The sequence below is a fragment of the Streptomyces yerevanensis genome (assembly GCF_000716805.1).
Lineage (GTDB): Bacteria > Actinomycetota > Actinomycetes > Streptomycetales > Streptomycetaceae > Streptomyces > Streptomyces flaveus.
In genome coordinates, this window is the sequence record NZ_JNWJ01000049.1 from 1 (window position 1) to 23,520 (window position 23,520).

Below are 23,520 nucleotides of genomic sequence, written 5' to 3' on the forward strand. Positions count from 1 at the left end.
ACAGGGTGCGGGTTCTCCGAGACCGGAGCTAAGCGACGGGCATACGACGCACCGGCCCACGACCCCTCCCGCCGGAGGGCAAGTGGCAGGTCCGTTGTGGCTGGGGTGGGTGGAGCCGCAGGCTTTTTAGGGGCGCGGGGAACTGCGCGAGCAACCACTCACACACCCGCACCCGCCAACGAACCCCAACAACCCACCCCCGTAGGCCCCCCACCCCGTCGTAGGGGAGGTGCTACTCCACAACGACAACCTTCGTGCCGACCGTCGCGAACTCCCACATCGCATCCCCGTCCGCCCGGGATTCCCGAATTCCGCCCAGCTTCTTCCCGGGGTCGGGCGCAGAAGTCGACCCGTCCACCGCCGCGCTGAACCCGATCGTCGTTCCGTCCACGTTCGCGAAGCGGACGACGTGTTCGACGGCTACTCCGTCGGAGCCGGTGATGGAGCCGGAGCGGGAGGTGACGGCGTACGTGTCGGGCGTGGGGTCGACCGTGCCGGGGGTGACTGAGAACGTGCGGCGGACCTTGTCGCTCGCGGCGACCAGCCAGACCCGGTCGGCCTGCACCGAGTAGACGATCCGCTGGCCCGTGCCCGAGCGGCCGGGCAGCGCCGCCTCGGGCTGCTCGGCGCGCGGGGACTTCGGGGCGGACGCCGGAGGGGACGACGCGGTCCGCGGTGCGCCCAGGGTGTCCGGAACACTGGCGGACGCCTGGTAGGCGAGGAAGCCGACTGCGGCGATCGCCGCCACGGTGAGCCCGGCCACGAATCCCGAGCTGCTCCTAGCCACCTTGGGTGCCCACCTCTCGTACGGCATACGTGTCAATGTGACAGTTTGACGTGACGGTAGCAGGAGGGGCGCGTGGGACCTGGGCGACGGTGTCTTCGCCCCGGGCGCCGTAGGCTGTTCGCGTGCTCTTGCTCGCTCTGGATACCGCCACCTCCGCCGTCACCGTCGCCCTGCACGACGGGACATCCGTCGTCGCCTCGTCGAGTCAGGTGGACGCCCGTCGGCACGGAGAGTTGTTGCTGCCCGCCGTCGACCGGGTGCTCACCGAGGCCGGGCTGCGGCTCGACGCCGTCACCGGCATCGTCGCGGGCGTGGGACCCGGCCCGTACACCGGGCTGCGGGTCGGCCTGATGACCGCCGACACCTTCGGGCTCGCGCTGGGCGTGCCCGTGTACGGACTGTGCACCCTCGACGGTCTCGCGTACGCGTCCGACATCCAGGGCGCCTTCGTCGTGGCGACCGACGCACGGCGCAAGGAGGTCTACTGGGCGCGGTACTCCGATTCCCGTACGCGCGTCAGCGGGCCCGCCGTGGACCGGCCCGCCGAGATCGCCGAAGCCGTCGCGGGTCTGCCCGCGGTCGGCGCGGGCGCGCTGCTCTACCCCGACACCTTCCCGGACGTGTACGAGCCCGAGAACGTCTCGGCGGCGGCGCTCGCGTCCCTCGCGGCGGAGCGGCTGGCGAAGGGCGAGGAGCTCCCCGCCCCCCGGCCGCTGTACCTGCGCCGCCCCGACGCCCAGGTGCCCAAGAACTACAAGGTGGTCACCCCCAAGTGACTCCCGTGCTGCGCGAGATGCGCTGGTGGGACATCGATCCCGTACTGGAGCTGGAGAAGGCCCTCTTCCCCGAGGACGCCTGGTCGCGGGGGATGTTCTGGTCCGAGCTGGCCCATTCGCGGGGGCCGACGGCGACGAAGCGGTATGTCGTGGCGCAGGACGGTGAGCGGATCGTCGGGTACGGGGGACTCGCCGCCACCGCGGACGTGGGTGACGTACAGACCATCGCCGTCGCCCGTGACCAGTGGGGCACCGGGCTCGGTGCGTTGATCCTGACCGAGTTGCTGCGGGCCGCGACCACCTTCGAGTGTGCCGAGGTGATGCTCGAGTGCCGGATCGACAACATCCGCGCCCAGAAGCTGTACGAGCGCTTCGGCTTCGAGCCGATCGGCTTCCGGCGCGGCTACTACCAGCCGGGCAACGTCGACGCGCTCGTGATGCGCCTGCAAGATCCCTCAACCTCAGTGCAAGGAACCGAGATCCATGGCTGACGAACCACTAGTCCTCGGTATCGAGACCTCCTGCGACGAGACCGGCGTCGGCATCGTCCGCGGCAACACCCTGCTCGCGGACGCGATCGCGTCGAGCGTCGACGAGCACGCGCGCTTCGGCGGCGTCGTACCGGAGGTCGCGTCCCGCGCGCACCTGGAGGCGATGGTGCCGACCATCGACCGGGCGCTGAAGGAGGCGGGGGTGAGTGCGCGGGACCTGGACGGGATCGCCGTCACCGCCGGCCCGGGGCTCGCGGGCGCGCTGCTCGTGGGTGTTTCGGCGGCGAAGGCGTACGCGTACGCGCTGGGCAAGCCGTTGTACGGCGTCAACCATCTGGCGTCCCACATCTGTGTGGACCAGCTGGAGCACGGGGCGCTGCCCGAGCCGACGATGGCGCTGCTGGTGTCCGGCGGGCACTCGTCGCTGCTGCTCTCCTCGGACATCACCTCCGACGTACGGCCGATGGGCGCGACCATCGACGACGCGGCGGGCGAGGCCTTCGACAAGATCGCGCGGGTGCTGGACCTGGGCTTCCCTGGCGGTCCGGTCATCGACCGGTACGCGCGCGAGGGCGACCCGGAGGCGATCGCGTTCCCGCGCGGGCTGACCGGGCCGCGCGATGCGGCGTACGACTTCTCCTTCTCCGGGCTGAAGACGGCCGTGGCGCGCTGGATCGAGGCGAAGCGGGCGGCGGGCGAGGAGGTGCCGGTGCGCGATGTGGCGGCCTCCTTCCAGGAGGCGGTCGTGGATGTGCTGACGCGCAAGGCCGTACGGGCGTGCAAGGACGAGGGCGTCGAGCACCTGATGATCGGCGGAGGCGTCGCGGCCAACTCGCGGCTGCGTGCCCTCGCCCTGGAGCGCTGCGAGGCCGCCGGGATTCAACTGCGGGTGCCGCGGCCCAAGTTGTGCACGGACAACGGTGCGATGGTGGCGGCGCTCGGCGCGGAGATGGTGGCCCGGAACCGGTCCGCCTCCGACTGGGACCTGTCGGCGGACTCCTCGCTGCCGGTGACGGAACCGCATGTCCCTGGGCACATGCATGATCACGTGCATGAGGTGAGCAAGGAGAACCTGTACTCGTGACGGTCGCGTTGATGTGGGAGGCCCGCGCCGTCGCCGGCCGGGGCGAGGAGCTGCTGGCCTGGGTACGGGCGCAGGACCTCGCCGTGACGCCCCTGCGCCGGGAGACCTTCCGGGCACCGCAGGACCGCGTCCTGATCATCACCTGGTGGGATGCTCCGTACGACGCCGACCTTCCCGAACTGCCCGAGCCGGACGGGGAGTTGGTGACGCGGGGGGTGCACAGGTGGCGGTTCGATTCTGTGGGTGCCGATCAGGGCGGATGGTGATCGTCCGACAGTCGTCGGGGCCACCTTCGTCGCACACGCCGCCGCCCAGGCGGACTGACCCAGGCCACCCGGGCCCCTGTAGCCTTCATGCCGACCCCGGTTTTCCGGAAGACTGCTGCAAGGTTTCGGCAACGGAGGTGGGCGCGTGGCCCGGGAGAGCACCAAGAGCAAGGTGACCATCACCGAGATCGCCCGGCAGGCCGGGGTCTCGGTGCCCACTGTGTCGCGTGTCGTCAACGGCCGCTCCGACGTGTCGCCGGAAACCCGGGCCCGGATCGAGGACCTGCTCAGACACCACGGCTACCAGCGCAAGTCCTCCCCGCCGGGCGGCCGGGCGGTTCTCATCGACCTGGTCTTCAACGACCTCGACAGCCCCTGGGCCGTGGAGATCATCCGGGGGGTGGAGGAAGTCGCGCACGCCTCGGGTGTGGGCACGGTGGTGTCCGCCATCCATGGCGCGTCGGGCTCGGCGCGGCAGTGGATGACCAATCTGCGTACCCGCGCCTCGGACGGGGTGATCCTCGTGACCTCCGTCCTCGAACCCCGTATGCACGAGGAACTGCGGCGGCTCGGTGTTCCGATCGTCGTCGTCGACCCGGCGGGTTCGCCGTCCCTGGCCGCGCCGACCGTCGGCGCGGCCAACTGGGCGGGCGGCATGGCCGCGACGGAACACCTGCTCGGCCTCGGCCACCGCAGGATCGGGCTCATCGCCGGGCCTCAGCGGTTGCTGTGCTCGCGGGCCCGGCTCGACGGTTACCGCGCGGCTCTCGAAGGCGCGGACATCGCGGTCGACGACGCGTTGATCGTGCCGGGCGACTTCTACCACGCGTCCGGCTTCGACGGCTGCAACGCCCTGCTCGACCTGGACGAGCCGCCCACCGCCCTGTTCGCCGCCAGCGACCAGATGGCGCTCGGCGCGATCGAGGCGTTGCGGCGCCGAGGGCTCCGGGTGCCGGAGGACCTGAGCGTCGTGGGGTTCGATGACCTGCCGGAGGTCCGCTGGTCGGCGCCGCCGCTCACCACTGTGCGCCAACCCCTCGCGGACATGGGCAAGTTGGCGACCCGTACGGTGCTGCGGCTCGCCGCGGGCGAGGAGCCCGCGTCCCCCAGGGTCGAGCTCGCCACCGAGCTCGTCGTACGGGCGAGCACGGCGCCGTTCGCCCGGCATGGCCGACGTTCCTGACGAACCTGGAGCGCCGGCCGATCCACCCCGGTCTCGCCGCCCCGGTCTCGATAACTCCGATATTTGTCAGGAGCGTTGACATTCGCGTCACCGCGCCCGTAACTTCCGTGTGCACTTGACCGATAATTTTCGGCACTCTTCCGGAAGGTGTGCGATGCGAGCGTTGGGCAACACCTCACTCTCCCGCCGCGGGTTCCTGGCGGCCTCCGCGGCGACCGGCCTGGGGGCGGCCGCCCTGAGCGCGTGCGGTTCCTCGGACGGCGGGAACAGCTCCGGCAAGACCGAGATCGAGTGGTGGAACATCACCACCACCCAGCCCGCGAAGAAGCTGTGGGCCCAGCGGGCCAAGGAGTTCGAGGCCGCGCATCCCGACGTGAAGATCAAGATCGTGACGCTGGAGAACGAGGCGTACAAGTCGAAGATGACCGCGCAGACCGCCTCGGGGAAGCTGCCGGACATCTTCCACACCTGGGGCGGCGGTGTGCTCAAGCAGCAGATCGACGCCGGTCTGGTCGAGGACCTGACGGACAAGGTCTCCTCCTGGACGAAGGACTACCTGCCCGCCGCGCAGGCGCCCTTCCGGCTCGAGGACAGGTCGTACGCCGTCCCCTTCGACGTCGGCATGGTCGGCTTCTGGTACAACAAGGCGCTCTTCAAGCAGGCCGGCATCGCGACCCCGCCCACCACCTGGTCCGGCTACCTCGACGCCGTCCAGGCCCTCAAGGACGAGGGCATCACGCCCATCGCGCTGGCAGGCAAGGAGAAGTGGCCCGGCATGTACTACTGGGCGTACCTCTCGATGCGGGTCGCCGGCCTCGACGCGATGCAGAAGGCCTCCGACGACGCCGACTTCACCGGCGAGGACTTCGTCAAGGCCGGCGAGCACCTGAAGGAACTCGTCGCCCTGAAGCCCTTCCAGAAGGGCTTCCTCGGCGCCGCCTACTCCACGCCCACCGGTGAGGCGGCCGCGGTGGGCAACGGCAAGGCGGCCATGGAGCTGATGGGCCAGTGGGCGCCGGTCGTCCAGGCGGATGCGGGCAAGGGCCTCGGCAAGGACCTCGGTTTCTTCTCCTTCCCCGAGGTGGAGGGCGGCAAGGGCGCGCTCACCGAGGTGTTCGGCGGGAGCAACGGCCACGCGGTGCGCAAGGGGGCGCCGGACGCCGCGGTGGAGTTCCTGAAGTTCTTCGCGGAGAAGGAGTTCGCGGAGAAGCTCGTCAAGGAGACCGGTCTTGTGCCGGTGTCCAAGGCCGCGCAGGGTGCGCTGACGGACCCCAACCTCATTGCCGTCTCGGACGCGCTCGGCAAGTCCACCGGCTTCCAGCTCTACCTCGACCAGGCCTACGCCCCCGCTGTCGGCCAGGAGATCAACGACAGCGTCGCCGCACTCATCGCGGGCTCCAAGTCGCCCGAGCAGGTGACGCGTTCGGTCACGCAGGTCGCCAAGAGCGAGGGCTGACGGCCGTCGATGACTCACCCGACCTCGACCTCGACCGCATCGACATCGGCATACGCGCCGGGGCTCGGCAAGTCTCCTGGCGCGGCGCCCGAGTCACCCGTACCGGCGACCCGGCCGTCCGCCCCGCACCGCCTGCGCGCCTGGCTCTCGGCCTTCGTCTTCACCGTCCCGGCCCTCGTCCTGTTCGGCCTGCTCGTCCTTGTGCCGATGGGCTACGCGTTCTACATCAGCTTCTTCAACTGGGGCGGATTCGGGACGCCCACGGACAGCGTGGGGTTCGACAACTACACCCGGCTCTTCGACGATCCGGTCTTCCTGGGCGACCTGTGGCGCGGATTCCTGCTCATCGCGTTCTCCATCGTCCTCCAGCTGCCGTTCGCGCTCGCCATGGCCGTGCTGCTCAACCAGAAGCTGCGCGGCCGGGCCGTCTACCGGATGCTGTTCTTCGCGCCGTACATCCTGTCCGAGGTCATCACCGGTGTGCTGTTCAGCATGATCTTCGCGCCGGACGAGGGGCTCGCGGACAAGGTCCTCGACGCGGTCGGGCTCGCCGGTCTGGGCGGGGACTGGTTCGCGGGCCAGAACACCGTGCTGCCCACGCTGTTCCTCGTCATGACGTGGAAGTACTTCGGCTTCCACATGATGCTCTACCTGGCGGGCCTGCAGGGCATCCCGGCCGAGCTGCACGAGGCGGCGCGCATCGACGGGGCGAGCGCCTGGCAGCGCTTCCGTCACATCACGCTGCCGCTGCTCGCGCCGACCCTCCGGATCAGCGTCTTCCTGGCCGTGATCGGCGCCATCCAGCTCTTCGACCTGGTGTGGGTGATCACGGCGGGCGGTCCCGACCACGCCTCCGAGACCATGGTCATCAGCCTCTTCCAGTACGGCTTCAAGCGCTACCAGATGGGCTACGCCAGCGCCATCAGCGTGGCGATGTTCCTGATCAGCCTCGTCTTCGCCCTCGCCTACCAGCGCTTCGTGCTGCGCCGCGACACCGAAGGAGCCATCACCACCATGCGAGGTAACCGATGAGCGCGGTTGCGAAGACGGACGCGCCGAAGGCGAGCGCGCCCAGGACGAGCGCGCCGAAGACGAACGTGCCCAAGAGCGTCGTACGCCGCCGAAGGCTCCGCGCGATCCCCGTGTACGTGATCCTGTGGCTGGTCGGAGTGTTCATGGTCACTCCGCTCCTGTACGCCCTCGTCTCCGGTTTCAAATCGACCGACCAGCTCTCCAGCAACACCTTCGGCCTTCCGGACCCGTGGGTGACCTCGAACTACACGTCGCTGCTCGGCTCGGGCGCGTTCTGGCGGGCCGTCGGCAGCAGCACCGTGATCGCTCTGGCCACCGCCGTGCTGACGGTGGGGGCGGCGGCGCTCGCCGCGTACGCGCTGGCCCGGTTCGCCTTCCGGGGACGGGAGTTGCTGTTCACCCTGTTCACGATGGGGCTGATGTTCCCCTTCGCGGTGGCGATCCTGCCGCTGTTCATCCTGCTGCGTTCTTTCGGGCTCCTCGACAACCCGTGGGGCGTGATCCTGCCCCAGGCGGCCTTCGGCCTGCCCTTGACGATCGTCATCCTGCGCGGCTTCTTCCGGGAGATACCGGGGGAACTGGAGGAGGCCGCGACGATCGACGGATGCTCGTCCTTCGGTTTCTTCTGGCGCATCCTGCTGCCGCTGGCGCGCCCGGCACTCGGCACGGTCTCCGTCCTCGCCATCGTGGGGAGCTGGAACAACTTCCTGCTCCCGCTGCTCGTCTTCAGCGAACCCACCTGGTGGACGATCCCGGTCGGCATCCAGCAGTTCCAGGGCCAGTACGCCTCCGATGTGGCCCGCATCTTCGCGTACCTGACCCTCGCCATGGCACCCGCCCTGGCCTTCTACGCGGTCGCCGAACGCCAGCTGATCGGCGGCATCACACTCGGCGCGACCAAGGGCTGACCCGAACCCTGGCGGACGAATCCCCTAGATCCCCTTACGGATGTGAGGAGTTACATGATCCACCCTTGGCAGGACCCCGCTCTGCCCGCAGGCGTCCGCGCCGCCGACCTGCTCGCCCGCATGACCCCGCAGGAGAAGGTCGCGCAGCTCTACGGCGTCTGGCCCGGCTCGAACGAGACCCCGGGCGGGGACATGGCGCCGCTGCAGCACGCCCTGTCCGAGAACGTGGACCTCACCGAGCTGCTCCCACACGGCCTCGGCCAGCTGACCCGCCCCTTCGGCACGTCACCGGTCGAACCGGCCGAGGGCGTCGCCCGTCTGGCCTCCCTCCAGGAACGCGTCCGCGGCGCGAACCGCTTCCGGCTGCCCGCCCTCGCGCACGAAGAGTGCCTCACCGGCTTCACGGCCTGGCAGGCCACGATCTTTCCCACACCGCTCGCCTGGGGCGCGAGCTTCGACCCGGCCCTGGTGAAGGAGATGGCGTCGGCGATCGGGGCCTCGATGAAGTCGGTCGGCATCCACCAGGGGCTGGCTCCCGTTCTCGACGTCGTACGGGATCCGCGCTGGGGCCGCACGGAGGAGTCGATCGGCGAGGACCCCTACCTCGTGGCGACCGTCGGCACCGCGTACGTCCAGGGCCTTGAGGAGGCGGGCATCGTCGCCACGCTCAAGCACTTCGCCGGGTACTCCGCCTCGCGCGGCGCCCGCAACCACGCGCCCGCGTCGATCGGCCCGCGCGAACTGGCGGACGTCCTCCTGCCGCCGTTCGAGATGGCCCTGCGGGACGGCGGCGCACGGTCCGTGATGGCGGCGTACAACGACATCGACGGGGTGCCCGCGCACGCGCACCGCCGACTGCTCACCGAACTCCTCCGGGAGGACTGGCAGTTCACGGGAACCGTCGTCTCCGACTACTTCGGCGTGTCCTTCCTGGAGACGGCGCACCAACTCGTGGACTCCCCGGCGGGAGCGGCGGCGCTCGCGCTCGCGGCGGGAGTGGACGTGGAACTGCCGGCGGTTCGCTGCCTGGGGGCGGGGCCCCTCGACGAGGAGCTGGTGGACCGGGCCGCGCTGCGCGTTCTGACGCAGAAGTGCGAGCTGGGGCTGCTGGATCCCGACTGGACGCCGCCCGCGGCACCATCCGCTCCGGTCGATCTCGATCCACCCCACATGCGGGTACTGGCACGGCGGTTGGCGGAGGAGTCGGTCGTCCTGCTGTCCAACGACGGCACGCTGCCGCTCGCCCCCGAAGCGCGGCGGATCGCGGTCCTCGGCCCGCTCGCCGACGACCCGGCGGCCATGCTCGGCTGCTACACGTTCCCCCGCCACGTCCTCCTCGACCACCCCGAGGTTCCGACGGGGGTCGCCGTGCCGACGCTGCTGGAAGCGCTGCGCGCGGAGCTGCCGGACGTGGAGTTCGTGGACGATCCGGTGGCGGCCGAGCTGTGCGTGGTCGCGGTCGGCGACCGGTCGGGGCTGTTCGGGCGCGGCACGTCGGGTGAGGGCTGCGACGCGGCGGACCTCGAACTGCCCGACGGGCAGGGCGCGTTGCTGGACAAGGCGCTGGCATCCGGAACGCCGGTCGTCCTGGTCGTGCTCTCGGGCCGCCCCTATGCGCTCGGACGCTGGGCGGACCGGTGCGGCGCGGTGGTGCAGGCGTTCTTCCCCGGCGAGGAGGGAGGGCCCGCGGTGGCCGGCGTACTGTCGGGGCGGGTCAACCCGTCCGGGAGGCTCCCCGTGAGCGTGCCACGCGACCCCGCTGGGCAGCCCTGGACGTACCTCGCCCCGCCGCTCGGACAACGCGGAGAGGCCAGCAGCCTCGACCCCACGCCACTGTTCCCGTTCGGACACGGGCTGTCCTACACGACGTACGACTGGCAGGAGCCGACGGTCGACGCCGACGCGTTCCCGACGGACGGCGAGACCACGCTGCGTCTGACGGTGCGCAACACCGGGAAGCGGCCCGGCGCGGAGCTCGTCCAGCTCTATCTCCACGACCCGGTCGGCAAAGTGGCCCGCCCGGTGGCCCGGCTGGTGGGCTATGCGCGGGTGCCGCTGGAGGCGGGGGAGTCGGCGGAGGTCCACTTCACGTTTCCGGCGGACCTGGCCGCGTACACCGGGCCGGACGGCAACCGGATCGTGGAACCCGGAGAGCTGGAGCTGCGGTTGGCCGCGTCCTGCGCCGAGGGAGATGTGCGGCATGCGGTATCGGTCACGCTGACCGGGCCGGAGCGGGTGGTGGGCCGGGAGCGGCGGATGCGGTGCGAAGTACGGGTGAAGTGAGAGGGCCGAGCCGTGCCTCGGTTTTCCCCTGTTCTGGCTCGTCCTGCCCTCGTTCTCCGGGGGTGTTCCCGGCGGGAGAGAGGAGGGAGCGAGACACGGCCGTCGCGGGCTCGGCCGCCGTCTCATCCGAAGGTATCCGAATGTTTCGGATTGCGCTTCGAATGTTACGGGAATATATAGCCGTCAAAGGGCTTCGTCAAGAGAGTGCGCAGAGATACGATCGCGCCCATGACTCACCCGAATCCCGCCGTGGCCCGGTCCGCGACGCTCGCCGAGATCGCCCGCGAGGCGGGAGTCTCGGCTCCGACTGTTTCGAAGGTGCTCAACGGCCGTGCCGATGTGGCCCCGGCGACCCGTAGTCGCGTCGAGGAGCTGCTGCGCCACCACGGTTATCGGCGGCGCCGGGCCGAGGCGTCCCGTTCGCCCTTGATCGACCTGGTCTTCCACGAGCTGGAGAGCGCCTGGGCGATGGAGGTCATCCGGGGCGTCGAGAACGTCGCGCGGGACGAAGGGCTGAGCGTGGTGCTCTCCGAGAGCGCGGGCCGCCTCACCCCCGGCCGTACCTGGGCCGACCAGGTCGCGGCCCGCCGGCCGCACGGTGTCGTGCTCGTGCTGAGCGGGCTCGACGAGTCCCAGCGGGCGCTGCTGACCAGCCGGTCCATCCCGTTCGTGGTGATGGACCCGGCCGGCGACCCCGGCGACGACGTGCCGTCCGTCGGCGCCACCAACTGGCAGGGCGGGCTTGCCGCGACCCGCCATCTCGTGGACCTCGGCCACCGACGGATCGGGGTGATCAGCGGGCCCTCGCGGATGATGTGCAGCCGGGCGCGGCTCGACGGCTACCGGGCCGCGCTGGAGACGGCCGGACTGCCCGTCGACCTCTCGCTGATCCGCACCGGCGACTTCCACCACGAGGCCGGCTACCGCTGCGGGCTCGAACTGCTGAAGCTGCCCGACCGGCCGACGGCCGTCTTCGCGGGCAACGACCTCCAGGCACTCGGGCTGTACGAGGCCGCCCGTGAGCGGGGACTTCGCGTGCCCGAGGACCTCAGCATCGTCGGCTTCGACGACCTGCCGGTGGCCCGCTGGGTGGGCCCGCCGCTGACCACCGTCCGCCAGCCGCTCATGGAGATGGCCGAGGCGGCGGCCCGGCTCGTCCTCGAGCTCGGACGCGGGGAACGGCCCACGACAGCGACGCGGGTGGAGCTGGCGACGAGTCTGGTGGTGCGGAGCAGTACGGAAGGCGTACCGAAAGTTTCGAAACTTCAGTAGAAAACCAACGAAATATGAGAGTTTCCTCAGTAAAAGCCGTCAGGGGTTTCCGCGCGTAACAATTCGGACTTACGTTCCTCTCTGTGAGCGGAGACGGCAGAGACGGCGAAGGCGGGACTGAGGGTGAGAACAGCGACGGCGAGCGCGGCGGCACCGTCGACCGCGGTGCCGACGGTGTCGGAAGTGCCGACAAGGTCGGCAGGCGCTCACGGCTGCTCAAGGCCACGGGCATCGCGCTCGGTTGCGTACTCACCCTCTCGCTCGCCGGGGCGGCATGGGCGTACTGGCACCTGAACCACAACATCGACAGCGTCGACATCAACAGCGCCCTCGGCGACGACCGCCCGGCGCGCGCCATGGTGACGCCGGACGGCGCCGCCTCCCCGCTGCCGAGCGGCGCCCTGAACATCCTGGTCCTCGGCTCGGACTCGCGCAGCGGCGAACGCAACGCCACGCTCGGCGGGGGCGGCGAGAGCTCCGGCGCCCGCTCCGACACGGCGATGGTCGTCCACATCGACGAGGGCCGTACGGGCGCGACGATCGTGAGCATCCCGCGCGACACGCTCGTCACACGCCCGGCCTGCCCGCGTGAGTCGGGCGGTTCGACGTCGGTGGCGTACAACGCGATGTTCAACAGCGCGTACTCCGTGGGCGGTCCGGTCTGCGCGGTCAAGACGGTCGAGTCCATGACGAACGTCCGCATGGACCACTACATAGAGATCGACTTCGCCGGCTTCGCGGACCTGGTGGACGCGCTCGGCGGCGTCACGGTGACGACGGACGAGGACATCTCCGACGAGGACAGCCATCTCGAACTGGAGGCGGGCACCCACCACCTCAACGGCAAGCAGGCCCTCGCCCTCGCCCGCACCCGCCACGGCATAGGCGACGGCAGCGACCTGGGCCGCATAGGCCTGCAGCAAACCCTGGTGAAGGCCCTGTTGGACCAGGTCTCCGCCACCGACCTCCTCACCAACCCGGCCAAGCTCTACAACGTCGCCGACACCTTGACCGGCAGCCTCACCACGGACACGGACCTGGACTCGCTCAGCGAGCTGATGAGCCTCGGCCAGAGCCTGAGCGGCTTGTCCTCTGCCGACACCAGAACGGTGACGATGCCGGTGCTCCCGGCTCCGTACGACCGGAACCGGGTGGTGGCGGAGGAGCCGGAGGCGGGGGAGCTGTGGGAGTCCCTGAGGTAAAGCACTTCTCGCAGGCGGCCCTGAGAGTCTGTGGCCATGGAGTTCTTCTGCTACCACCGCGACCGGCCCGGCTCCCTCAAACTGCGCCATGAACTGCTGGAAGACCACTGGTCCTACATGGACGGGTACGCATCGCAGCTGATCGCCCGCGGCCCGACCTTCGCCGCCGACGGCGAAACGCCCACCGGTAGCGTGCACATCGTCGACCTGCCGGACCCCGCCGCCGCCCGCGCCTTCGCCTTCGACGAGCCCAACTACCAGGCGGGCGCGTACCGAGACGTACTGCTGCGCCGGTGGCGCAACCTGCTGGGCCGCACGATGTGGGACTTCCCCGGCGGCCGGGTGGGCGGCAGCCGTTACCTGGTGCTCGGCCTAGGCTCGGGCCAGCCCGCCGACCTCGAACTCCCGCCCGACCAGGACGAGTTGATCGCATACGGTCCTCTGCTGTCCGACGACGGCGCCACCTGGCTGGGCACGGCGGCGCTCGTCCGGGCCCCGGAACCGGACGCGGCACGCGCCGCGCTGGCCCAGGACCGGTACGCCGATATCGAGGTCCACGACTGGGAGTTCGGCGGGCGGCGGTGACTCGGGGCTTGAGGCTCGAAGCTCAACTCGATCGATGACCCCCCGAGTTGACCGTCCCCGCCTCCGCGCGGGTGCTGAGTTCGGCGCGTACATCGGGACTTGAGCTTCGGGAGTCGGGATTCGAGACTCTTTTTTCAAGGAATGGGTGGGTTGGTTCAAACCCACCCTCCCTCCCCTGTGGCTGTGCGCGGCGGGCCCAAGGGCCGCTCGGGCCAGGGGAGATGACTTTTTGCGATCGAGTCGCGACGGAGTGTGGCAAGCGTGTAGCGTGCGCCGAAAGAAATGACCCCCGTGGGTGTTAGCGCACCGCGCGGGGGTCTGACCACCAGATCGAAAGCGACTCGATCCATGGCTACCGCCCAGCTTAGTGCTGCCCCGCGCCCCTCCGCCCACCCCATGGCCAATCCGGGGTACGGAAAGAAGTCGGCGCCCGACCAAGAGCCCCGTACCGGACGGGACTTCGATCATCTGCCCCCTCGCGAGGCCTCGATCGCGACGTACCTGGACCGGCTCGACGACGAGTCCGACATCTCCATCAAGACGCTGGCCAAACACCTCCCACACGGCCAGTGCGCCATCGGCACCGCCCTCAACAACCTCTCCGCAGCAGGGCACTTGCGCCGCGTACGCCGTCCGGTCACCGTCGACGGCTGCCCACGCTGGGTGTGGCACACCTTCTTCTCGCGTACCGCGCGCGACGACGCCTGGTGGGACTCCTTCCTCGCCGGGAAGGCACCGGTCACCGAGTCCCCACGGGCGGCGCCGTCGGCCGCGTACGACGCACTCGCCCAGCTCGGCCGCATCGACGCCCGGCTGACGCTCTCGGCCGCCGAGTGCGGGGCGCTGGAGGAGCACGCGGCCGAGTGGTTCGCGCGGGGTGCGGGGGAGGCGCAGCTCGTGCAGGCGGTGGCCGCCGGGCTCCCCGAACGGGTCGAGTACGCCTACGGCTTCGTACGCGCCCGGCTCCTCGCCAAGCTCCCGCCCGAACAGCATCAGCCCAGGCAGCCGCGCTACGAGATGGTCTGCACGGCGTGCGGCGAGCCGGGGCCGCCCGGCGGCGGGCTGCGGGGCGGGTTGTGCGGCGGCTGCTGGGGAGAGCGGCCAGGCCTGGGGGCCGACCGGGTTGCCGACCGGGTTCACGACCACGCGGAGCGGCTGCGTGCCGTCCTGCGCACAGGGAGTCGTACACAGAAAGGATCACGCTCATGACGATCGTGCAGCACAGCCCACCTGAACTCGGGGCAGGATGGAGGCGAGGAGGCGACGCCATGACCCCCAGCACTGCCGATCACCAGCCCCAGATGCTCGTCGAGGAATTCGAGGAGCTCGCACGTCACGCGCCGGAGTCTGCGCGCTTGGAATTTCTGAACGGAAAGATCGGGGTCAAGCCCATGCCCGACGGCAATCACGGATCGATCGTGATGTGGCTGCTCAAGCGTTGTATGCAGCTGCGCCCGGAGCTGGAGCTCTATCCGGAGCAAGGGCTGAAAGTCGAGGCATATCGCAACGGGCGAGCCAGGCCGGACGGCGTTCTGGTGCCTGAGGCGTACTTCGTCGGAAAGGGCGAGTGGGCCGAACCCGACGGCGTTCTGATGGTCGTCGAGGTTACTTCCCGCGACCGGGACGCCGATCAGCGTGACCGGATCGACAAGCCCGAGGGATACGCAGCCGCAGGCATCCCCGTCTACCTCCTCGTCGACCGGGACGCAGCGAGCGTGACTGTCTACGCCGACCCCGAGGGGGGCGCCTATCGCTCTCTCACCACCAGGGCATTCGGGTCGGTGATCGAGCTGCCGGACCCGGTAGGGATCACATTGGAGACTGAAAAGCTCAAGGAGTTCGCCGACTGACTCGGACGGTGATCTGCGACGTGCGGAAGCTCGCCGAGGACTGAGCGCCTTGGCCGTACGGCCCGCGGGTGATCTGATGGTGTGGCGTGAGAGCAGAGTCGACAGACCAGCCACCGGGCCAGCCGACAGACCCCGCAAGCCCCGCCGGTGAAGAGGGCACCGACGGCGCCACCAAGCGCACCATCGAAACCGTCTTCCGCATCGAGTCCCCCCGCATCATCGCCGGCGTAGCCCGCATCGTGCGCGACGTCGGCATCGCCGAGGAACTCGCGCAGGACGCGCTGGTCGCCGCCCTGGAGCAGTGGCCGCGCGACGGCGTCCCGGACAACCCCGGTGCCTGGCTCACGGCCACGGCCAAGCACCGTGCGATCGATCTCGTACGGCGGCGGGAACGGTACGCGCGCAAGCTGGCGGAGATGGGCCGCGACCTGGAGACGTCCGCGCCACACGGCCACGTCGACGAGCCGTCCGACCCCGACGACATCGACGACGACCTGCTGCGGCTGGTCTTCACCGCCTGCCACCCCGTCCTGTCCGCCGAGGCCCGCGTCGCCCTCACCCTGCGCCTGCTCGGCGGCCTGACCACCACCGAGATCGCCCGCGCCTGTCTCGTCCCCGAGGCGACCATCGCCCAGCGCATCGTCCGCGCCAAGCGGACACTCGCCGCGAAGGGGGTCGCCTTCGAGGTGCCGTACGGGCCGGAGCGCGAAGCCCGGCTCGGGTCCGTGCTCGAGGTCATCTACCTGATCTTCAACGAGGGGTACGCGGCCACCGCCGGCGACGACTGGCTGCGCCCGGCGCTCTGCGAGGACGCGCTCCGGCTCGCCCGCGTGCTGGCCGAGTTGATGCCGAAGGAACCCGAAGTGCACGGCCTGGCCGCGCTGTTGGAGCTTCAGGCGTCCCGCTCGGCCGCGCGTACCGGACCGTCGGGCGAGCCGGTCCTCCTCAAGGACCAGAGCCGGGCCCGCTGGAACCGCATGCTGATCCGCCGCGGTTTCGCCGCCCTCGCCCGCGCCGAGGCGGTCGGCACGGGCGGCGGTCCGGGGCCGTACGTCCTGCAGGCCGCCATCGCCGCGTGCCACGCCCACGCTTACACGTACGAGGAGACCGACTGGAGCCGGATCGCCACGCTGTACGGCCTCCTCGCCGCCCGAACCCCGTCCCCCGTCGTCGAGTTGAACCGCGCGGTCGCCGTCTCCATGGCCGAGGGCCCCGAACCGGCCCTCGCCATCGTCGACGCCCTGGCCGCCGAACCCGCCCTGCGCGACTACCACTTGCTCCCCAGCGTGCGAGGCGACCTGCTGGCCCGCCTGGGGCGTACGGCCGAAGCACGGGCCGAGTTCGAGCGCGCGGCCGCGCTCACGCGCAACGAGCGGGAGCGAGGGCTGTTGCTGGCCCGGGCCGAGGAAGCCCGCGGGGACCGGGGCGCGCCCTGAGGACATGCGGGCCCCGAGGACATGAGGGCCCCGCGCGCCCATGCCCCGAACGCCCCACCCACCGAGACCCCACCCCGCCCCCATGTCACGGTGGCTCTACGTGTTGGCATCCCCGGACACCGGAGCTCCGCCATGGCTGATCTGCAGGACGAGCTGCGTGCCGCCGTCGAGATGGGCGGGCTGGACCGACCGGACAGGCAGCCGGTCAAGGAGCCGGACAGGGCGCCGGAGCTCGTGACCGACGCGGGCGGCGCGGTCCCGGAAGTGAACGGCGATGTCCTGCGCCGGACGCACGCCCTCCTCGCCGCCCACCCCGTCGCCGACGGGTACAACGGGCTGCCGCAGGCGCTGCGGCAGCTGCCCTGGTACGACCTGGAGCTCGGCGAGGGCGCGATCGACACGGACGTGCCCCGGCTGCGGGAAGGCCGCGTGGGAGCGATGTTCTGGTCGCTGCGGCTGCCCGAGGGGCTCGCCGAGGAGCAGGCGGTCGGCGCGACGCTGGACCTGCTCGATCTGGTGCAGACGGTGGTACGGGAGTATCCGGAGAGCCTGCGGATGGCGTACAACGCGGCGCAGACCATCGACGCCAGGAACTGCGGGCGCGTCGCGGTGCTGCTCGGGCCCGCGGAGGCCGGCGCGCTGGGCGACTCGCTCGGCATCCTGCGCGCGCTGCACGCCCTCGGCCTGCGCGTTCTCACCCTGACCGGCACGTCCTGGGCGGGCGGCGGCAACGGGCTGACCCGGTTCGGCGAGGAAGTCGTACGCGAGATGAACCGCATCGGCGTACTCGCGGACCTGTCCGGCGCCTGCGACCCGACCGTGCGTCGCGTCCTCACCGTCTCCAGGGCCCCCGTCCTGTGCACCCGCTCGGCGGCCCGCGCCCTGCGCCCCCACCCGGCCAACCTCCCCGACGACCTGCTCACCCGGCTGGGCGCGACCAAGGGCCTGTGCCTGGTACCGCTGACGGCGGAACAGACGGGTCCTTCGGTACGGGACGTCGCGGACCACCTCGACCACGTACGCGCGCTCGCGGGCCCGGAGTGCGTCGGCCTCTCGGGTACGTACGACTCCGGGGCCGCTCACCCGCAGGACCTGCCCGACGCCTCGGGCTATCCGCACCTCATCGCCGAGCTCCTGCACCGCGGCTGGTCCGAGCCCGACCTGTCCCTGCTCACCTGGGGCAACGTCCAACGCGTGCTGCGCGCCGCGGACTTCACGGCCAAGGCCGCACAACAGCGCCGCGGCCCGTCCACGGCGAGCATCGCCCAGCTCGACGGATAGCCGCCGCTGAGTCCTCAGCAGGCGCAGAGGCAGAACGGGTGGCCGGCCGGGTCCGCGTACACCCGGAAACTACGCGTCCGGTCCTCCGCGTCGAGCACCTTCGCGCCCAGCGCGAGGACCTCCTTCTCCGCCGCGTCCATGTCGTCGACGGTCAGGTCCAGATGGAACTGCTGCGAAGCGTCGGGCGCCGGCCACTTCGGCGGTACGTATCCGGGGGCGGCCTGGAACGCCAGCGGTTGCCCGCCGGGCACGTGCAGGTCGACCCAGCCGTCGTCCTCCTCGAGGTCACCGCCCAGCACCCCGGCGTAGAACTCTGCGAGGGCGCGCGGGTCGGGACAGTCCAGGACGACGGCACCCAGCTTGGCGATAGCCATGACTTCCTCCTCGGTTACCTCTAAGAGGCTTCAACGAGTAACGGTTACTGCATACTCCCGCATAAGGGGTAACGTCGCAACCATGAATGACCGAGCGCCCGCTCCCGGCGGCCTGGCCCTCGTCGAGTTCCTGGTGAACACCCTGGACATCGAGACGGGTGCCGACTCCCTGGACACGGCCGAGGGGCGCGCGGCGCTGGACCTGACGGAGGCGGACCTGGCGTCGGCGCGCGAGCTGCGCGAGTCCCTGCGCGCCGCCTGCCTGGCCCACGCGGGCCACCCTCCGCACCGCGCGGTGACCCCCCTGGGTGAGCTGCTGGCCCAGGCACCGCTGCTGATCACGGTCGACGAACGGGACGGCTCCGCCTCCCTCGCCCCCGCCCGCCCCGCCCTCCTCGCCTCCCGCGTGGCCGCCGCGATCGCCGAGGCCATCGCCGCCGGCACATGGCTCCGCCTCAAGGCCTGCGAGGCCCCGACCTGCCACTGGGCGTACTACGACCGCAGCCCGGCCGGGCGAGGGCGCTGGTGCAGCATGTCGGTCTGCGGGGCGAGGGCGAAGATGCGCCGCTACCGAGCGAGCGCGAAGGATTCACGGTGAAGGACGCGCGGAAGGGCGCGCGCGAGGACCTGTGACACCGTCGGCCAAAGGCCAAAGGCCAAAGGCCAAAGGCCAAAGGCCAAAGGCCAAAGGCCAAAGGCCAAAGGCCAAAGGCCGAACCGCCGAACCGCCAAACCCGCTAAGCCGTCGGACGGCCCATCGCCCGGTACGTCCAGCCGGCCGCCCGCCACACCGCCGGGTCCAGAGCGTTGCGCCCGTCCAGCACAAGCCGTCGCGACACGGTCTCACCCAGCACCGCCGGATCCAGCTCCCGGAACTCACTCCACTCGGTGAGATGCAGGACGACATCGGCACCTCGTACGGCCTCGATGGCGGAATCGGCGTACCCGAGCGTCGGAAAGAGCCGCCGCGCGTTCACCATCCCCTTCGGGTCGTACACCGTGACCTGCCCGCCCTGAAGATGGATCTGCCCCGCGACATTCAGCGCCGGCGAATCCCGTACGTCGTCCGAGTCCGGCTTGAACGTGGCGCCCAGCACCGCGACCCGCTTCCCGAGGAACGAGCCGCCCCCCAGCGCCTGACGCGTCAGCTCCACCATCTGCCCGCGCTGCCGCATGTTGATGGAGTCGATCTCGCGCAGGAACGTCAGCGCCTGATCGGCCCCCAACTCGCCCGCCCGCGCCATGAACGCCCGGATGTCCTTCGGCAGACACCCGCCACCGAACCCGATCCCCGCGCGCAGGAACTTCTTCCCGATCCGGTCGTCGTACCCGATCGCCTCCGCCAGCTTGGCGACGTCACCGTCCGAGGCCTCGCACACCTCGGCCATGGCGTTGATGAACGAGATCTTGGTGGCGAGGAACGAGTTCGCCGAGGTCTTCACCAGCTCGGCGGTCGGGAAGTCCGTCACCACGAAGGGCGTGCCCTCGGCCAACGGCGTCGCGTACACCTCGCGCAGCAGCTTCTCCGCGCGCTCGCTGCGCACACCGGCGACGATCCGGTCGGGGTGCAGCGTGTCCTTCACGGCGAAGCCCTCGCGCAGGAACTCGGGGTTCCAGGCCAGTTCGGCGTCCTCGCCGGCGGGCGCGAGTTCGGCCAGCGTACGAGCGAGCCGGTCCGCGGAGCCGACGGGCACGGTGGACTTGCCGACGACCAGGGCGGGGCCCTTGAGATGCGGGGCGAGCGAGGTGAAGGCGGCGTCGACGTACGACATGTCACAGGCGTACTCGCCATGCTTCTGCGGCGTGTTCACGCACACGAAGTGGACGTCCCCGAACTCCGCGACCTCGGCCCAGTCCATCGTGAAGCGCAGCCGCCCGCTGGCCCCCTCGATCCCTGCGACATGCTTGCGCAGCAGCTCCTCGAGGCCGGGTTCGTAGATCGGGACCTCGCCGCGCTGGAGCATCTCGATCTTCTCGGGAACGACATCGAGGCCGAGCACCTCGAAGCCGAGCTCGGCCATGGCCGCGGCGTGCGTGGCGCCGAGATAGCCGGTGCCGATCACGGTGATCTTCAGGGCCATGGGTGCTCCAGTAGGTGGCGGGCGGATGCGCTGCCTGAGCATAGTCGGGGGTGGTCGGCCTCTCATCGGGCAGCTCTCCGTGGCCGTCCCGTGTTGCCGTTCCCGGTCCGTTCGTCCCTTCCCGCTGTCGCCAAGCTCACGTATCACTAGCGTGGGCGGGCACATAAAATTTGAGTTACTTAACGGTAGTTAGCGTCTTTGGAGCGTGAGATACCTTGGCCGGATCGGCTGACTTCGACCTGTACCGCCCGTCCGAGGAGCACGACATGCTCCGCGATACGATCCGCGCCCTCGCGGAGGCGAAGATCGCGCCGTACGCCGCCGCGGTGGACGAGGAGTCCCGTTTCCCGCAGGAGGCCCTGGACGCCCTCGTCTCCTCCGACCTGCACGCCGTCCACGTACCGGAGAGCTACGGCGGCGCGGGCGCGGACGCGCTGGCCACGGTGATCGTGATCGAGGAGGTGGCCCGCGTCTGCGCCTCCTCCTCCCTGATACCGGCCGTGAACAAGCTGGGCTCGCTCCCGGTGATCCTCTCCGGCTCGGAGGACCTCAAGAAGAAGTACCTGGGCCCGCTGGCCGCCGGCGACGGGATGTTCTCGTACTGCCTCTCCGAGCCGGACGCCGGCTCGGACGCGGCAGGCATGAAGACGAAGGCGGTACGGGACGGCGACTCGTACGTCCTCAACGGCGTGAAGCGCTGGATCACGAACGCGGGGGTGTCGGAGTACTACACGGTCATGGCCGTGACCGACCCCACGAAGCGCTCAAAGGGCATCTCGGCCTTCGTGGTCGAGAAGTCCGACCCCGGAGTCTCCTTCGGAGCGCCGGAGAAGAAGCTCGGCATCAAGGGCTCGCCGACGCGCGAGGTGTACCTGGACAACGTCCGCATCCCCGCCGACCGCATGATCGGCGAGGAGGGCACGGGCTTCGCGACGGCGATGAAGACCCTGGACCACACCCGCATCACGATCGCCGCCCAGGCCCTGGGTATCGCGCAGGGGGCGTTGGACTACGCCAAGGGCTACGTCCAGGAGCGCAAGCAGTTCGGCAAGGCGATCGCCGACTTCCAGGGCATCCAGTTCATGCTCGCCGACATGGCCATGAAGATCGAGGCTGCACGGCAACTCACGTACGCCGCCGCCGCCAAGTCGGAGCGCGGCGACGCGGACCTGACCTTCCAGGGCGCGGCGGCGAAGTGCTTCGCGTCGGACGTGGCGATGGAGGTCACCGTCGATGCGGTGCAGCTGCTGGGCGGGTACGGGTATACGCGCGACTATCCGGTGGAGCGGATGATGCGGGACGCCAAGATCACGCAGCTGTATGAGGGGACCAACCAGATCCAGCGGATCGTGATGGCGCGCAACCTGCCGTAATCACTGGTGAGTTGACCGTTGAAGGGCGCCCGCCTACTGGGCGCCCTTCACTCTTTCCGGTTAATAGAGACATGGAACATGGCATGAAGCGTGTTTCGTATCTTAGCGTTCTGGCGTGGCCGGGGGCTTCCCGGCACACGGCGGCCGTCGTATGCCGCGCTACTTTCGACTTGTGACCAAAGCATCGTCAGGTGGGGAACTGCCCGAAGGGTGGCGTCTGGACGGGGACCGACTCGTCCACGAGGCCGAGTTGCATGGCTGGAAGCTGACCGTCGTGAGCTTCCTCGATGCGCCATGGGACGGCCCGACAAGCCTCTGCATCGAACCACCTGATGATCCAGACGTCACGGTCGGGACGGATGGCATCACGGCGGAGCTCATGCGATCGATCTCCCTCGCGGAGATCCGCAGGACGGCGAAGGAACTGCGGGCGCGTCTGGGGCACTCAGCTGGCGAGACCGCCGTTGCGGCGGTGCTTCACCGAGTTGAGACAGAGCGGGAATACGCCTTGATGGCGCGTGAGTACGTGCACTTGGTGCAGCAGGGGTACCGCAGCCCCATCACGCGACTGGCGTCTGCGTGGGGGCTGAGTCGGAACACCATCAGCGGCCGTGTGCGGCGGGCGCGCGCCATGGGCTTCCTCGACGGGCCGCCGGGTAAACCCGCGGACCGCCTGACCGACAAGGCCTGGCGGCATCTGGAGGGGGACGATGCACGTGACTCGGAACGGGGCCGGATCGGCGGACGGTGAGCCGCTCGTGGTGGTCTTTGAGCGATGGGCCACTACGAGAGGGGTGGAGAACAGCAGCGTCAAGCAGTATCGGACGATGCTGGACAGGACAGTGGCGCCGTTCTTCGGAGCCGACGGCATCAGGGCCGTTACCTCGTCTTAGATTGAGAAGTGGGTGGAGTGGATGGTCCACTCCCGCGGCTACAAGCCCGCCACCATCCGATTCCGCTTCAACATCCTCAGGGGAGTGTTCAGTTGGGCCATGGAGCAAGAGTTGGCCGACACCAACCCGTGCAAGCCAGTGGCTCTCCCCGTCAGCAGCGCTCGGACATACAGGGACCAACGCGCGGAGGTCCACATCCCGAGCACGGAGACCGTACTTGCTGTCATCGCGGCTGCCCCGGAGCGGTACCGGGGGATGCTGTGGCTGATGGCGGGCTGTGGGCTGCGGCTCGGCGAGTCCATGGGGCTCGGCCGTGACCGCATCTCCTTCTCCCACCGGCTGGTCACCGTCGACCGGCAAGTCGCCTGCGACCGGGACACCGGATCGGGACGATACGGCAGCATGCGGCTGCGTCACGTCAAATGGCGTGAGGACGGGGAGCGCGGCCGTCGCGTCCCGCTGCCCGATGTGGTGGCATTGGCCCTACGCCGTCACCTCAGGGACTATGCCACCTGGGGTGAAGAGGAGCTGCTGTTCAGCAACGTGACAGGCACAGGACTGCTTTACACGTACTACTGGTACGGCAGGATCTGGCGTCCCACTCTCGCCGCAGCCGGCGTCGACTATTTCAAGCCGCACAGTCTCAGGCACTTCTATGCTGCGTCCCTGCTGAGCCAGGGGGTGTCGATCACCGAGGTCTCGGCTTGGCTGGGCCACACGTCGGTGAGCTTCACCGAGCGGTATTACTCGGACCTGATGCCGGACGCTCCTGACCGCGCGCGGCTTGCGATCGACGGAGCCTTGGGGGCTAGCGAGCAAGGCGCTGCCACCCGTGGAATGTCCGGACTCCGCGGAGTGGCGTCCGCGTAGCGAGCCTGTGTGAGCTGCCGAGCTGCCAGATTGTGCA

Annotated in this window: 23 protein-coding genes; 20 read left to right on the top strand and 3 right to left on the bottom strand. The window is 69.9% G+C overall.

The genetic code is table 11. The annotated features are described in order from the left end of the window. Window positions 1-232: 232 nt before the first annotated feature. A complete protein-coding gene (locus OP79_RS36705) occupies window positions 233-814 on the bottom strand; it encodes a hypothetical protein (RefSeq protein ID WP_245685577.1) in 582 nt (193 codons plus the stop codon). Window positions 815-909: 95 nt separating this feature from the next. On the opposite strand from OP79_RS36705, the gene tsaB reads away from it, so the two are divergent. The 16 genes from tsaB to OP79_RS36785 all read left to right on the top strand — a co-directional run bounded on the left by tsaB (window position 910) and on the right by OP79_RS36785 (window position 17,892). Beyond that, a complete protein-coding gene (gene tsaB, locus OP79_RS36710; protein WP_033326613.1) occupies window positions 910-1,563 on the top strand; it encodes a tRNA (adenosine(37)-N6)-threonylcarbamoyltransferase complex dimerization subunit type 1 TsaB in 654 nt (217 codons plus the stop codon). 17 nt (window positions 1,564-1,580) lie between these two features. After that, on the top strand, window positions 1,581-2,054 hold the full coding sequence (rimI, locus tag OP79_RS36715; protein WP_033326702.1) for a ribosomal protein S18-alanine N-acetyltransferase: 474 nt from the start codon (window positions 1,581-1,583) through the stop codon (window positions 2,052-2,054). Further along, window positions 2,047-3,138 carry a tRNA (adenosine(37)-N6)-threonylcarbamoyltransferase complex transferase subunit TsaD gene (gene tsaD / locus OP79_RS36720; protein WP_033326615.1) on the top strand — a complete coding sequence of 364 codons (1,092 nt, stop codon included), beginning with the start codon at window positions 2,047-2,049 and terminating at the stop codon, window positions 3,136-3,138. The genes rimI and tsaD overlap by 8 nt, the downstream gene beginning before the upstream one ends. Then, window positions 3,135-3,404 carry a hypothetical protein gene (locus OP79_RS36725; protein WP_033326617.1) on the top strand — a complete coding sequence of 90 codons (270 nt, stop codon included), beginning with the start codon at window positions 3,135-3,137 and terminating at the stop codon, window positions 3,402-3,404. The genes tsaD and OP79_RS36725 overlap by 4 nt, the downstream gene beginning before the upstream one ends. Window positions 3,405-3,549: 145 nt before the next feature. Beyond that, window positions 3,550-4,587, top strand: a complete 1,038-nt coding sequence (locus OP79_RS36730) for a LacI family DNA-binding transcriptional regulator (protein ID WP_033326618.1) — start codon at window positions 3,550-3,552, stop codon at window positions 4,585-4,587. A 163-nt stretch (window positions 4,588-4,750) separates the two neighbouring features. Then, window positions 4,751-6,043, top strand: a complete 1,293-nt coding sequence (locus tag OP79_RS36735; protein WP_033326704.1) for an extracellular solute-binding protein — start codon at window positions 4,751-4,753, stop codon at window positions 6,041-6,043. A 9-nt stretch (window positions 6,044-6,052) separates the two neighbouring features. Beyond that, window positions 6,053-7,075, top strand: a complete 1,023-nt coding sequence (locus tag OP79_RS36740) for a carbohydrate ABC transporter permease (protein WP_033326620.1) — start codon at window positions 6,053-6,055, stop codon at window positions 7,073-7,075. Between the two features lie 143 nt (window positions 7,076-7,218). After that, complete coding sequence (locus OP79_RS36745; RefSeq protein WP_245685580.1) at window positions 7,219-7,983, top strand: carbohydrate ABC transporter permease; 765 nt, start codon at window positions 7,219-7,221, stop codon at window positions 7,981-7,983. A gap of 54 nt (window positions 7,984-8,037) precedes the next feature. After that, complete coding sequence (locus OP79_RS36750) at window positions 8,038-10,266, top strand: beta-xylosidase/alpha-l-arabinosidase (RefSeq protein ID WP_033326623.1); 2,229 nt, start codon at window positions 8,038-8,040, stop codon at window positions 10,264-10,266. 228 nt (window positions 10,267-10,494) lie between these two features. Further along, window positions 10,495-11,538, top strand: a complete 1,044-nt coding sequence (locus OP79_RS36755) for a LacI family DNA-binding transcriptional regulator (protein ID WP_033326625.1) — start codon at window positions 10,495-10,497, stop codon at window positions 11,536-11,538. Window positions 11,539-11,621: 83 nt separating this feature from the next. Further along, window positions 11,622-12,740, top strand: a complete 1,119-nt coding sequence (locus OP79_RS36760) for an LCP family protein (protein WP_078492232.1) — start codon at window positions 11,622-11,624, stop codon at window positions 12,738-12,740. A 36-nt stretch (window positions 12,741-12,776) separates the two neighbouring features. Then, window positions 12,777-13,325 (top strand): YciI family protein, encoded by a 549-nt coding sequence (locus OP79_RS36765; protein WP_033326627.1) that lies wholly within the window; start codon window positions 12,777-12,779, stop codon window positions 13,323-13,325. Window positions 13,326-13,673: 348 nt separating this feature from the next. Then, a complete protein-coding gene (locus OP79_RS36770) occupies window positions 13,674-14,534 on the top strand; it encodes a hypothetical protein (protein ID WP_078492233.1) in 861 nt (286 codons plus the stop codon). A 59-nt stretch (window positions 14,535-14,593) separates the two neighbouring features. Beyond that, entirely contained in the window at window positions 14,594-15,175 is a 582-nt protein-coding gene (locus OP79_RS36775; RefSeq protein ID WP_033326629.1) for a Uma2 family endonuclease, read from the top strand. 86 nt (window positions 15,176-15,261) lie between these two features. Beyond that, window positions 15,262-16,611 carry an RNA polymerase sigma factor gene (locus OP79_RS36780; RefSeq protein ID WP_033326631.1) on the top strand — a complete coding sequence of 450 codons (1,350 nt, stop codon included), beginning with the start codon at window positions 15,262-15,264 and terminating at the stop codon, window positions 16,609-16,611. 132 nt (window positions 16,612-16,743) lie between these two features. Beyond that, window positions 16,744-17,892 (top strand): dipeptidase, encoded by a 1,149-nt coding sequence (locus OP79_RS36785; protein WP_033326633.1) that lies wholly within the window; start codon window positions 16,744-16,746, stop codon window positions 17,890-17,892. A gap of 14 nt (window positions 17,893-17,906) precedes the next feature. Here the strand turns inward: OP79_RS36785 and OP79_RS36790 are convergent, their stop codons facing one another. Then, complete coding sequence (locus OP79_RS36790) at window positions 17,907-18,266, bottom strand: VOC family protein (protein ID WP_033326635.1); 360 nt, start codon at window positions 18,264-18,266, stop codon at window positions 17,907-17,909. A gap of 82 nt (window positions 18,267-18,348) precedes the next feature. On the opposite strand from OP79_RS36790, the gene OP79_RS36795 reads away from it, so the two are divergent. Further along, on the top strand, window positions 18,349-18,864 hold the full coding sequence (locus tag OP79_RS36795) for a CGNR zinc finger domain-containing protein (protein ID WP_033326637.1): 516 nt from the start codon (window positions 18,349-18,351) through the stop codon (window positions 18,862-18,864). Window positions 18,865-19,003: 139 nt separating this feature from the next. Here the strand turns inward: OP79_RS36795 and OP79_RS36800 are convergent, their stop codons facing one another. After that, the gene (locus OP79_RS36800) at window positions 19,004-20,347 is read right to left on the bottom strand and encodes a UDP-glucose dehydrogenase family protein (RefSeq protein ID WP_033326639.1); all 1,344 of its coding nucleotides are present in this window, start codon (window positions 20,345-20,347) and stop codon (window positions 19,004-19,006) included. Window positions 20,348-20,562: 215 nt separating this feature from the next. Here OP79_RS36800 and OP79_RS36805 point away from each other — a divergent pair, with 215 nt between their 5' ends. From OP79_RS36805 to OP79_RS49975, 3 genes are all read left to right on the top strand, one after another. Then, on the top strand, window positions 20,563-21,720 hold the full coding sequence (locus tag OP79_RS36805) for an acyl-CoA dehydrogenase (protein WP_033326641.1): 1,158 nt from the start codon (window positions 20,563-20,565) through the stop codon (window positions 21,718-21,720). A 115-nt stretch (window positions 21,721-21,835) separates the two neighbouring features. Continuing rightward, on the top strand, window positions 21,836-22,471 hold the full coding sequence (locus OP79_RS36810) for a hypothetical protein (protein ID WP_157857418.1): 636 nt from the start codon (window positions 21,836-21,838) through the stop codon (window positions 22,469-22,471). A gap of 163 nt (window positions 22,472-22,634) precedes the next feature. Then, window positions 22,635-23,483 carry a tyrosine-type recombinase/integrase gene (locus OP79_RS49975; protein WP_245685581.1) on the top strand — a complete coding sequence of 283 codons (849 nt, stop codon included), beginning with the start codon at window positions 22,635-22,637 and terminating at the stop codon, window positions 23,481-23,483. Window positions 23,484-23,520 lie beyond the last annotated feature (37 nt).